The organism is Nonomuraea sp. NPDC050328 (genome assembly GCF_044459405.1).
In the GTDB taxonomy this organism is placed as follows: domain Bacteria; phylum Actinomycetota; class Actinomycetes; order Streptosporangiales; family Streptosporangiaceae; genus Nonomuraea.
In genome coordinates this window covers 368,049-377,611 of sequence record NZ_JBITIW010000003.1, presented here as the reverse complement: position 1 = coordinate 377,611, position 9,563 = coordinate 368,049, and the positions used below count along the sequence as shown (strand labels likewise).

Here is a 9,563-nt window from a genome sequence, read left to right as displayed (position 1 = left end):
CCGCATTCTGCTGGTGTCCGGGCCCGGTGACCAGGCCGGCCGGGGAGCGGAAGCCATCGTCAGGCGGCCCGCCGGCCGCAGAACACCTCGTGGACGAGCTTGCGCTGAGCTTCCGGGAAGGCGGCCGCGATGGACATGCCGGCGTCGTCCACCCAGTTCAGCACGGCGGTCAGCGTCCTGCCGCCGTCGGGCGTGCCGTACATCAGGCTCACGGAGCCGACGTTGCCGCCGTTGTGGGTGATGAGGGTGTCGCCGCAGTCGGTTTTCTGGACGAACACGCCCAGCCCGTAGTCCATGCCCGGGAGGCCCGTGGCGTACGGCGTGCACATCTCGCCCAGCAGCGGGGCGGGCAAAATCTTGCCGGCCAGCAGCGCGGAGATGAAGGTGGCCAGGTCCTGGGTGGTCGAGATCATGTCGCCGCCGGTGGAGACCCAGGAGGGGTTGTAGCGGGTGATGTCGGCCGTCTCCTGCCGGCCGTCCTGCTCGTAGCGGTAGTAGATGCGGGCGTGCGGCCGCGGGATCTCCGGCGAGGCGTCCGGCAGCAGGGTGCCCGACAGCCCGAGCGGGTCCAGGATCCGCTCGCGCATCTCCTCGGCCAGCGAACGGCCGGTGACCTGCTCGACCAGCAGCCGGGCCAGCACGTAGTTGGTGTTGGCGTAGCTCCAGCCGGTGCCCGGCTCGAACCGGGCCGGCTTGGACAGCGCCAGCCGTACCAGCTCCTCGGGCCGGTAGGTGTGGAAACGGTTGTCCAGCCACTGCCGGCCGGTGGCGCGGTAGGGGACGGGGACGCCGTGCACGGTGGAGCCGTCGTCGTAGACCTCGCCGGTGAAGTTGAACAGCCCGCTGGTGTGCTGCAGCAGCATCCGCACGGTGATCCGCCCGTCCAGGTCGAACGCGGGCAGGTAGCCGGCCACCGGGGCGTCCAGCTCGATCCTGCCCTCGGCCACCAGGTGCAGCACCAGGGCCGCGGTGAAGGTCTTGGTGTTGCTGCCGATCCGGGCGTGCCCGTCGACGGGCGGTGTGGCGGTGCCGTCCAGCTCGGCCACTCCGGCGCTGCCGGTCCATTCGCCCCGCTCGTCGCGCACGCGCAGCGTCACTCCGAGGAACCCGGACTCGACGATCTCCTCGATCGCCTTGCGCAGCTCGGGGCGGTCGAAGCTGTCCTGCTGGGTCATGGTGGTTGCCCTTCTTCTCGGTCGGCCTGTCGCCGCTGCGCCGAGCTTCCACCTTGACCCGAGGTCAACCTCAACCGTGATCTGGATCACACTCACGGGCGCAGCAGCGTCTTGATGGCGCGGCGCTCGTCCATCGCCCGGTAGCCCTCGGCGGCCTCCTCCAGGGGCAGGTCGAGGTCGAAGACCCTGCCGGGGTCGATCCGCCGGTCCCAGATGAGGCCGATGAGCTCGGGCAGGAAGCGGCGGACCGGGGCCGGGCCGCCGTGCAGGTGCACGCCGGAGAAGAACAGCTCCTCGCCGGGCAGCGCGACGTCGTGGCTCACGCCGACGTATCCGACGTGGCCGCCGGGGCGGGTGGCGCGGATGGCCTGCATCATCGACTCCTGGGTGCCGACCGCCTCGATCACGCTGTGCGCGCCCAGGCCGCCGGTCAGCTCCTTGAGCGCCGCGACGCCCTGGTCGCCGCGTTCGGTGAGGATGTCGGTGGCGCCGAACTCGGTGGCGAGCTTCTGCCGGTCGGCGTGGCGGCTGAAGACGATGATGCGCTCGGCGCCGAGCTGCCTGGCGGCCAGGACGCCGAGCAGGCCGACCGCGCCGTCGCCCACCACGGCGACCGTCTTGCCGGGGCCGGCCTCGGCGGCGACGGCGGCGAACCAGCCGGTGCCGAGCACGTCGGAGGCGGTCAGCAGCGACGGGACCAGGCCGGGGTCGGGCATGCCCGGGGTGGCGACCAGGGTGCCGTCGGCCAGCGGGACGAGCGCGTACTGCGCCTGGGTGCCCAAGGCGCCCATGGGTACGGCATGCACGCACCGCGACTGGTAGCCGGCCCGGCAGATCTCGCAGGTGTTGTCGGAGGCGAAGAACGAGCCGACGACGAAGTCCCCGACCTCGATCGTCTCGACCGCGTCGCCGACCTGCTCGACGACGCCGACGTACTCGTGACCCATCGGGGCCGGTCCCGCGCCCCGGTCGATGCCCCGGTAGGGCCACAGGTCCGAGCCGCAGACGCAGGCGGCGGTGACGCGGATGATCGCGTCGGTGGGGTCGGCGAGGTGCGGGTCGGGGCGGTCCTCGACGCGGATGTCGCGGGGGCCGTGCAGAACTACTCCACGCATGACAACGATCTCCTTCGACGGTGGGTGGTGATGGATGCGATCAGCGTGCCCGCCCCGCGCAGGGAGGCCTTCCCCAGGTCGGCAGGGGTTGAACAGGGCAGACGATCTCTTTCCCCGCCCTTCGGGGGAGCGGTCCACGACGTGCGCCACATGTTCGCTATATTCAGTACATGCTAAATATGGCCGGTGTGCTCCCCGTCGACGGCTGCGACCTGCGCTACTCGGACAGCGGCGGCGAAGGGATGCCGGTGGTCTTCACGCACGGCGCCGGGGCCGACCACGTGATGTTCGACGCCCAGGCCGACCACCTGCGCGCCCGAGGCTTCCGCGTCGTGGTCTGGGACCTGCGCGGCCACGGCCGCTCCCAGCCGGCCGGACGCCCGTTCACCGCCGAACGGGCGCTGGCCGACCTACGCGCGCTCATCGGGCATCTGGCGCTGGAGCGGCCCGTCCTGGCCGGCCAGTCCCTGGGCGGCAACCTCAGCCAGGCCCTCGTCCGGCGGGAGGCGAACCTGGCCCGGGCGCTGATCGTCATCGACTCGGCCTGGAACGCCGGGCCGCTGTCGTGGAGCGAGCGCCTGCTGCTCAAGCTGGCCGCGCCGATGCTGCTGGCGCTTCCGGCCTGCCGGCTTCCCGAGCTGATGGCCGCCGCCTCCGCGCACACCCCGGCCGCCCGGGCCGATGCGCGCCGCGCCTTCTCGCAGTTGTCGAAGAAGGAGTTCGTCCAGGTGTGGAAGGCCGCCGTGGAGCTCGTCGCCCCGGATCCGGGATATCGGACGCCCATACCGCTGTGCCTGATCCGCGGCCAGTACGACCGCACCGGCACCATCGCCTCCGCCATGCCCCGCTGGGCTCGCGCCGAAGGCGTCGAGGAGATCGTCATCGCCGACGCCGGCCACCTCAGCACGCAGGACAACCCGCAGGCCGTCAACGCCGCGATCGAGTCGTTCCTGCGCACGCTGACCCGCCAGGAGCAGCGATGAGCGGCGAGCGGCGCAGCGCGTTCATCGGCTCGGTGGGCGACCTGCTCGCCTCGTGGAACCTGCCGCACGCCACCGGCCGCGTCTACGGGCTGCTCCTGGTCAGCGAGGAGCCGCAGTCCCTGGACGCCATCGCCGCCGAACTCACGCTGAGCAAGGGCTCGGTGAGTACGGCGGTGCGTCAGCTCGACTCCTGGGGGCTGGCCAGGGTCATTCCCCAGCCCGGCAGCCGCCGGCTGCTGGTGGAAGCCGCCGGCGGCCTCGCCTCCCTGCTGGAGGCGAGCCACGCCCGGGCCAAGACGCTGATCGCCGCCCTCCGGAAGGGCGAGGACCTGGTCGGCGCCGGCCCGGCCCGCGACCGGCTCCAGGACGTGATCGGGCTGTTCGCCGGGTATGTCGAGGTGGGGGAGCAGATGCTCGCCACCTACCGCCGCGGGCGGGAGCCGCGCTGAGCCGCCTGTCAGCCGGTGTTGCGGGCCGCCGTCTCGGTGAGGTCCTTGATGTGCTGGTTGCGCAGGCGGATGAGCCGGGTCATGTACCGGCGCAGGACCAGGCGTTCGGCGAAGGCGCCGAGCGGGCCGTAGGGGGCGGCGAAGTCGATCACGTCTCGCATCACGGTGCCCTGGGCGCTCGCCTGGAAGTGGTGCTCGTGGTGCCAGCGGCGAAACGGGCCGGCCACCTGCTCGTCCACGAAGAACGACGGTCTGACGTAGGCGCTGATCGTCGAGGTCAGCCGCCAGGGGAGGCCGAAGTGCCGGGCCTGCCAGGTGACCTGGTCGCCCAGGGCCAGGCGTCCCGAGGTGACGCCGGCGACCGCTCGTTCCCGTGAGGCGCGCATCGAGGCGGTGTGGGTCTCCACCGACAGCGAGGTGTCGAAGACCAGCTCCACCGGGGCGTGGATGAGGGTGTCGACCTCGAAGCGTGGCATGGCCCGATCGTAGGGCGCACCCGCCGTACCCCGAGAACCGGGCGCTCAGAAGGCGGCGATCCGGCGCAGGGCGGCCTGGGCGGGCGGACCCCAGGTGGGTTGCCCGCCGGGACGGCCCCGCCGCCCGGCCTCGGCGACGAGCAGCGCGCTCACCGCCCGCGCCGCCGCCCACCCGCGGGCCCTGGCCAGGGTGGCGGCGTCGGGGCCGGGCCCGTAGGCGGCGTGAAAGGACCCGGCGGCGCCGTCCGGCAGCAGCGTCCAGACGGCGGCCAGATCCCACGCCGGGTCCCCGGCGCACAGGTCGCCGAAGTCGATCACCCCGCCCAGGGCGCCGTCCCGGGTCAGGACGTTGGCCGGGTGCAGGCCCCCGTGCAGCCACAGCGGCGGGCCGGCCCAGGCGGGCGCGGCGACGGCCTCCGCCCAGATCGCCCGCACCGCCGCCGGGTCGGGGACCAGCCCCAGCTCGGTGGCGGCGGCGAGCCGGCGGGTGAACCCCTCGGTGGCGGCGCAGACCGCTCCGCCCCGGTCGCGGCCCTTGGGTGCGCCGGCCGGGGCGGGCTGGTGCAGAGCCGCCAGGAACGCGGCCAGGGCCTGGGCGGCCTGCGCATCGTCGGTGAGCGGGGCGCGGTCTGCGGGCTCGCCGGGCACCCAGGTGGTGACGATCCACGGCCGGGGGAGCAGCGCGGAGGGTTCGCCCAGGCGCTGGGGGACCGGGACCGGCAGCGGCAGGCGCGCGGCGAGCGCCGGCACCCAGGCGTACTCCTTGCGCAACAGCTCGTCGGCCGACTCGGTGGCCCAGGGCAGGCGGACCGCGAGGTCGTCGCCGAGCCGCCAGAGCTGGTTGTCCCAGCCGCGCGCGCCCAGCCGCAGTGGGCGGTCGGCGAGGTCGGGATGCTGCTCGCGCAGCAACTCGCGGACCAGATCTTCGGTGATCTCAACCCCTGCGCACGTCATGAGCCACCACGGTAGATCCCGGTTTCCGCGCGGGGCCATCCAGGTGGATCACCGGGGGAGGGGGCCGCGTGGTCAGGCTGCCACCTGCGGTACGCGCAGGCTCTTGAGTGCGCCGGCCCAGGCCACGACCTCCTCCAGCAGCTCGTTGAGGGTCGGCTCCTGGTGGGGGCCGGGGGTGAGGATGCCGGGCTCGGTGGGGTCGGCGAGCTCGAAGTCGGTGAAGGCCGACAGCGCCACCTGGGTGCGCACGCTGGCCACCTGCAGCTCGGTCATCGTCAGCCGCAGATGCTCGACCGCCCGCACGCCGCCGTGCACGCCGTGGCTGACGAAGCCGGCCGCCTTGTTGTTCCACTCGGCGTACAGGAAGTCGATCGCGTTCTTCAGCCCGGCCGGCACGGAGTGGTTGTACTCCGGGGTGACGAACACGAAGCCGTCGAAGGCGGCGATCGTCTCGGCCCAGCGGGCGGTGTGGGCGTGGCGGTAGTCGCCGAACAGCGCCGGCACCGGCTCGTCCAGCACCGACAGGCCGTACTCGGCCAGGTCGACGACCTCGAAGGCGGCTTGGCCGGCGGTGACGGCCGGGTGGCGGGCGGCGACCTCGGCGACCCAGCGGGCCACCACGGCGGTGCGGCGGCGGGGGCGGATGCTGCCGACGACGACGGCAATCTTGATCATGGCGTTCTCCTTCAGCGGGGCGATGTCCGGTAAAGTACAACGCACATGGCAAAAAGTAAAACGCTCCCTGCAATTAAGGAGATCCATGACCGAGCAGCCCCGCCGCGGACGGTCGGACAAGCGGCAGGCGATCCTGGCCGGCGCGCTGGCCGTCTTCGCCCGCGACGGCTACACCCGCGCCAGCATCGACGCCATCTCCGCCGAGGCCGGCGTCTCCACGCGCACCGTCTACAACCACTTCGCCGACAAGGCCGAGCTGTTCCTGAGCGTCATCCACGACAGCGCCGCCCGCGCCGCCGAGGCCCAGATCGCCATCATCGACCGACACCTGCGCAAGGTCACCGACCTGGAGGCCGACCTGATCGCCTTCGGCCTGGACTGGACCGCCCCCATGCCGGACCTGGCCGCCCACTTCGCCCTGGTCAAGCAGGTCGGCGCCGAGGAGGGCCACATCCCGCCGGAGGCGATCGAGACCTGGCGGCGCACCGGGCCGCAGCGGGTGCGGGCCGAACTCGCCGCCCGGCTCCGCCACCTGGCCGAGCGCGGCGCGATCCGCGCCGAGGACCCGGAGCGGGCGGCGTTGCACCTGATGCTGCTGGTCTCGGCCGACCTGCCCGAGCGCGACCCGCACGCCCCGCAGCCGGAGCGCAGCGCCGCCACCGTCGCCGCGGGCGTGCGGACCTTCCTGCACGGCCACCAAGCCCCGAGCTAGTCGGGCAGGGCGCCGAGCTGGCGCAACTGGCTGTAGAGGTCGACCACGCCCCACACCTCCGCGATCCGCTCGCCCTCGAAGCGCAGCACGAAGATCTCGTTGTAGCGGACCTGCCGCCCTGTCGGCGGCATGCCGCGGTATTCCCCCAGGTGGGTGCCGGTGACGGTGTTGCGCATCACGACCTTGTCCCCCTCGGTGATCACGTCTTCGGTGCTCACCCGGATGTCGGGGAAGGCGCGCAGCAGCGTCGACCACACCAGCTTCAGCGCCTGCGGCCCGCTCAACCCCATCGGGACGGGCGCGTGGAAGATCAGCCCGGGGGTGACGACCTCGTCGATCGTCTGGGCGACGACGTCGGCGTCGCCGCTGTTGATCGCCTCGTGGAAACGGGTGAAACCGGTGTTCGGCACGGGGATTCTCCTTCGCTCACGGCATCGGTGCTCACCTGTTGTGACGGGGCGGGAGGCGCGAATGTGAGGCGTACGGTAAAATCGAAGCACCGAGGACACACAGAGCGTTGGCACCTGGTCGGCGACACCCCGGCGAACCACACTCAACCGGCCCGTCCGCAGGGCCTGGACAGGCGGCACCCGTGCCGCCACCCGCATTCGCCCGACGCCTGACCCTTCTCGATCCTCGTCTTCAGCTTCGCGCCTGACATTCGCCCCGCCCGACCAGCGGGCGGCGCGGTCTCGCCTTCTTCCACTCCGATCGGAGCCCGTCATGACCGTCCGTACGCTCAGCCCGCCGGCCACCATCGTCCATCTGTCGGGTGACATCGACATCTTCACCACCGCCCAGCTTCGCCGGCGGCTGCTCAACGCGCTCGACTCCAGCACCGGCGCCCTCCAGCTCGACCTGGCCCAGGTCACCTTCTGCAGCGCCGGCGGCCTCGGCGTCCTGCTCGGCGTGCAGGCCCGCGCCAAGGCGCAAGGGGTCGCGCTCACGCTCGCCTCGGTGCCGCCGTTCATGCTCCGGCTGCTGCACGTGACCGGCCTGGCGCGCCGCTTCCCGATCGCCCCCTCGCCCCTGATCAGCGCGAACAGTCTGAACTAGGTCTAATCTTCGGTGGTGATTTCCTTCCGCCCCGCCACCGAGGCCGACCTGGCCCACCTCACCTCCTGGACCGTCGAGGAGCCCGTCGGCTGGATCCCGGCCGGCCGCTACCTCGACGACCTGGCCGAGGGCATGTACCGGCCGGAGTGGAGCTGGCTGGCCGTCCGTGACGGCCGCCCGGTGGGCCGGGCGCTGTGGTGGGGCCCGCGCCACAGCGACCACCCGGTCGCCCTCGACTGCCTCGACGTGCACCCCTCGGTCCCCGACCGTACGGCTGTCGCCGCCGCGCTCGTCCAGGCGGCGCTCGCCGGTTTCACCAAACCCGTCCAGTACGCGATCAAGGTGGCCGGCGGCTGGCGCGAGCGCCCCGACCTGGCCGCCGCGGTCGAGTGGCGCCGCGCCGCCGCCCACGCCGCCGGCCTGGCCCACGAGGTCGAGCGCCTGCAGTTCGAGTGGCGCCAGGGCGCGCCGGTCCCCGAGGCCTCCGGGGCGCTGCGCTTCGCCCAGGCCGACGACGCCCAGTTCCTGGCCGTCTTCGAGCGCATCGCCGCCGGCAGCCTCGACGCTCGGACCCGGGCGAGCGTGGCCGCGATCGGCCTGGAGGCCGCCGCCCGCGAGGAGATGGACTTCTACCTGTCGGCGCCGGGCAAGCGCGAGTGGTGGCGCCTGGCCTACACCCCCGAGGGCGAGGTCGCCGGCATGGCGATCCCGTCGGCGACGCCGTACCACGTGAACGTCGGCTATCTCGGCGTGGTGCCCGAGATGCGCGGGCGCGGCTTCGTCGACGAGCTGCTCGGCGAGATCACCCGCTTCCACGCCGCCGGTGGCGCCGAGCGCATCACCGCGACCACCGACCTGGCCAACGCCCCGATGGCGGCGGCCTTCCACCGCGCCGGCTACCTCGTCTCCGAGATCCGGCTCACCCTGTCCAACGGCTAGCCGCGGTAGAAGCGCGCGACCGCCTCGAAGGCCTCCTTCGGCTCCCACGGCCGCCCCTCCAGCACCCTGACCAGGCCGTAGCTGCCCAGGTCGAGGTCGGCGGCGGGGTCGCCGGGGCGGTGCGGGTAGTCGTAGAGGGCGAAGGTGAAGACGAAGGCGGCCTCGACGCCGGCCGCCTCGAACAGCTCCAGCAGCTCGCGCACCTCGCGCGCCTGACCGGCCTCGTCACGCTCGCGCACGCCGTTGACGCGCACCGGGACCCGGTCGGCGTCCACCTCGATCACCTCCAGGCCGCGCGCCCCGTCGCCCGCCGCGCCCCGGTAGGTGGCGCAGCCGAACTCGGTGATCGCCACCGGCTTGCCGAGCGCGACGAGCTGGGCCACGCCGTCGGCGAAGCGCCCGGCGCTGTCGGCCGAGCGGTACAGGTCCATCGACAGCACGTCGAACAGGCTCCAGTCCACCCGCTCGAGCTGGATGGCGGCGTAGGTGACCGGGCCGGCGAAGCGCTCGCGCACGACGGCGACGGCCTGGCGCAGGAAGGCGTTGAGCCGCTCGGCGAGCGGGCCGACCTGCTCGCGCACGGTGGCCGGGTCCAGCAGGCGGCGCAGCCGCTCGTCGGTGTCGCGGCCGGCGACGAAGCCCGGGTTCATCAGGCTGTGCTCGGCGCCGGTGACGAAGACGACGCTCGCGCCGGTGCGGCGCAGCCGTTCGGCGCGTTCGGCGCACTCGGCGAACAGCTCCAGCATCTGCGCCTGGCTCTGCTCCAGCGGGTAAGGCGAGAACCACACCTCCAGCCCGAGCCCGGCGGCGATGGTCGCGGCCAGCTCGATGCGGCCGGGGTCGCCGCCCATGACGCGGACCGCGGTGCAGTGCAGCTCGTCGCGGATGACGCGCAGCTCGTGCTCGACGAGGTCGCGGCCGAACTGCGCCGCCCGGCCCACCCTGCCGTTGAGGACGAAGCCGGTGTCGTAGCTGACGCCTTTGATGCGCATGCCGTACTCCCAGACAGAATTTAAGGTACGCGACGTA

The 9,563-nt window shown here is 72.8% G+C and carries 12 protein-coding genes; 5 read left to right on the top strand and 7 right to left on the bottom strand.

The genetic code is table 11. From position 1 onward, the window contains the following. Positions 1-59 precede the first annotated feature (59 nt). Both ACIBG7_RS13205 and ACIBG7_RS13200 read right to left on the bottom strand, forming a co-directional pair. On the bottom strand, positions 60-1,175 hold the full coding sequence (locus tag ACIBG7_RS13205) for a serine hydrolase domain-containing protein (RefSeq protein WP_397336269.1): 1,116 nt from the start codon (positions 1,173-1,175) through the stop codon (positions 60-62). A 92-nt stretch (positions 1,176-1,267) separates the two neighbouring features. After that, positions 1,268-2,290 (bottom strand): zinc-dependent alcohol dehydrogenase family protein, encoded by a 1,023-nt coding sequence (locus ACIBG7_RS13200; protein WP_397336268.1) that lies wholly within the window; start codon positions 2,288-2,290, stop codon positions 1,268-1,270. A 179-nt stretch (positions 2,291-2,469) separates the two neighbouring features. On the opposite strand from ACIBG7_RS13200, the gene ACIBG7_RS13195 reads away from it, so the two are divergent. Continuing rightward, positions 2,470-3,273: an alpha/beta fold hydrolase gene (locus tag ACIBG7_RS13195; RefSeq protein ID WP_397336267.1), complete on the top strand. Its 804-nt coding sequence runs from the start codon at positions 2,470-2,472 to the stop codon at positions 3,271-3,273. After that, on the top strand, positions 3,270-3,722 hold the full coding sequence (locus ACIBG7_RS13190) for a GbsR/MarR family transcriptional regulator (protein WP_397336266.1): 453 nt from the start codon (positions 3,270-3,272) through the stop codon (positions 3,720-3,722). Before ACIBG7_RS13195 ends, ACIBG7_RS13190 begins: the two co-directional genes overlap by 4 nt. Before the next feature lie 8 nt (positions 3,723-3,730). On the opposite strand, the gene ACIBG7_RS13185 is transcribed toward ACIBG7_RS13190, so the two are convergent. The 3 genes from ACIBG7_RS13185 to ACIBG7_RS13175 all read right to left on the bottom strand — a co-directional run bounded on the left by ACIBG7_RS13185 (position 3,731) and on the right by ACIBG7_RS13175 (position 5,827). Continuing rightward, positions 3,731-4,198, bottom strand: a complete 468-nt coding sequence (locus ACIBG7_RS13185; protein ID WP_357923935.1) for an SRPBCC family protein — start codon at positions 4,196-4,198, stop codon at positions 3,731-3,733. Positions 4,199-4,243: 45 nt separating this feature from the next. Beyond that, positions 4,244-5,152, bottom strand: coding sequence for a phosphotransferase (locus ACIBG7_RS13180; RefSeq protein ID WP_397336265.1), 909 nt, complete (start codon positions 5,150-5,152; stop codon positions 4,244-4,246). A 72-nt stretch (positions 5,153-5,224) separates the two neighbouring features. Beyond that, on the bottom strand, positions 5,225-5,827 hold the full coding sequence (locus ACIBG7_RS13175) for an NAD(P)H-dependent oxidoreductase (RefSeq protein ID WP_357923937.1): 603 nt from the start codon (positions 5,825-5,827) through the stop codon (positions 5,225-5,227). Between the two features lie 85 nt (positions 5,828-5,912). Here ACIBG7_RS13175 and ACIBG7_RS13170 point away from each other — a divergent pair, with 85 nt between their 5' ends. After that, on the top strand, positions 5,913-6,539 hold the full coding sequence (locus tag ACIBG7_RS13170; RefSeq protein WP_397336264.1) for a TetR/AcrR family transcriptional regulator: 627 nt from the start codon (positions 5,913-5,915) through the stop codon (positions 6,537-6,539). Here ACIBG7_RS13170 and ACIBG7_RS13165 read toward each other — a convergent pair. Then, the gene (locus tag ACIBG7_RS13165; protein ID WP_397336263.1) at positions 6,536-6,949 is read right to left on the bottom strand and encodes an ester cyclase; all 414 of its coding nucleotides are present in this window, start codon (positions 6,947-6,949) and stop codon (positions 6,536-6,538) included. The two genes, ACIBG7_RS13170 and ACIBG7_RS13165, sit on opposite strands and share 4 nt — an antisense overlap. Positions 6,950-7,262: 313 nt before the next feature. Here ACIBG7_RS13165 and ACIBG7_RS13160 point away from each other — a divergent pair, with 313 nt between their 5' ends. After that, positions 7,263-7,595 carry an STAS domain-containing protein gene (locus ACIBG7_RS13160; RefSeq protein ID WP_357923943.1) on the top strand — a complete coding sequence of 111 codons (333 nt, stop codon included), beginning with the start codon at positions 7,263-7,265 and terminating at the stop codon, positions 7,593-7,595. A 15-nt stretch (positions 7,596-7,610) separates the two neighbouring features. Then, a complete protein-coding gene (locus tag ACIBG7_RS13155) occupies positions 7,611-8,534 on the top strand; it encodes a GNAT family N-acetyltransferase (protein WP_397336262.1) in 924 nt (307 codons plus the stop codon). Here ACIBG7_RS13155 and ACIBG7_RS13150 read toward each other — a convergent pair. Then, positions 8,531-9,526, bottom strand: a complete 996-nt coding sequence (locus tag ACIBG7_RS13150) for a hypothetical protein (RefSeq protein ID WP_397336261.1) — start codon at positions 9,524-9,526, stop codon at positions 8,531-8,533. The genes ACIBG7_RS13155 and ACIBG7_RS13150 overlap by 4 nt on opposite strands. Positions 9,527-9,563 lie beyond the last annotated feature (37 nt).

What these genes read in the sequence shown, in the direction of transcription:
- ACIBG7_RS13205 (WP_397336269.1), bottom strand. Translation starts at nt 1,175, where the DNA reads ATGACCCAGCAGGACAGCTTCGACCGCCCCGAGCTGCGCAAGGCGATC.
- ACIBG7_RS13200 (WP_397336268.1), bottom strand. Translation starts at nt 2,290, where the DNA reads ATGCGTGGAGTAGTTCTGCACGGCCCCCGCGACATCCGCGTCGAGGAC.
- ACIBG7_RS13195 (WP_397336267.1), top strand. Translation starts at nt 2,470, where the DNA reads ATGGCCGGTGTGCTCCCCGTCGACGGCTGCGACCTGCGCTACTCGGAC.
- ACIBG7_RS13190 (WP_397336266.1), top strand. Translation starts at nt 3,270, where the DNA reads ATGAGCGGCGAGCGGCGCAGCGCGTTCATCGGCTCGGTGGGCGACCTG.
- ACIBG7_RS13185 (WP_357923935.1), bottom strand. Translation starts at nt 4,198, where the DNA reads ATGCCACGCTTCGAGGTCGACACCCTCATCCACGCCCCGGTGGAGCTG.
- ACIBG7_RS13180 (WP_397336265.1), bottom strand. Translation starts at nt 5,152, where the DNA reads ATGACGTGCGCAGGGGTTGAGATCACCGAAGATCTGGTCCGCGAGTTG.
- ACIBG7_RS13175 (WP_357923937.1), bottom strand. Translation starts at nt 5,827, where the DNA reads ATGATCAAGATTGCCGTCGTCGTCGGCAGCATCCGCCCCCGCCGCCGC.
- ACIBG7_RS13170 (WP_397336264.1), top strand. Translation starts at nt 5,913, where the DNA reads ATGACCGAGCAGCCCCGCCGCGGACGGTCGGACAAGCGGCAGGCGATC.
- ACIBG7_RS13160 (WP_357923943.1), top strand. Translation starts at nt 7,263, where the DNA reads ATGACCGTCCGTACGCTCAGCCCGCCGGCCACCATCGTCCATCTGTCG.
- ACIBG7_RS13150 (WP_397336261.1), bottom strand. Translation starts at nt 9,526, where the DNA reads ATGCGCATCAAAGGCGTCAGCTACGACACCGGCTTCGTCCTCAACGGC.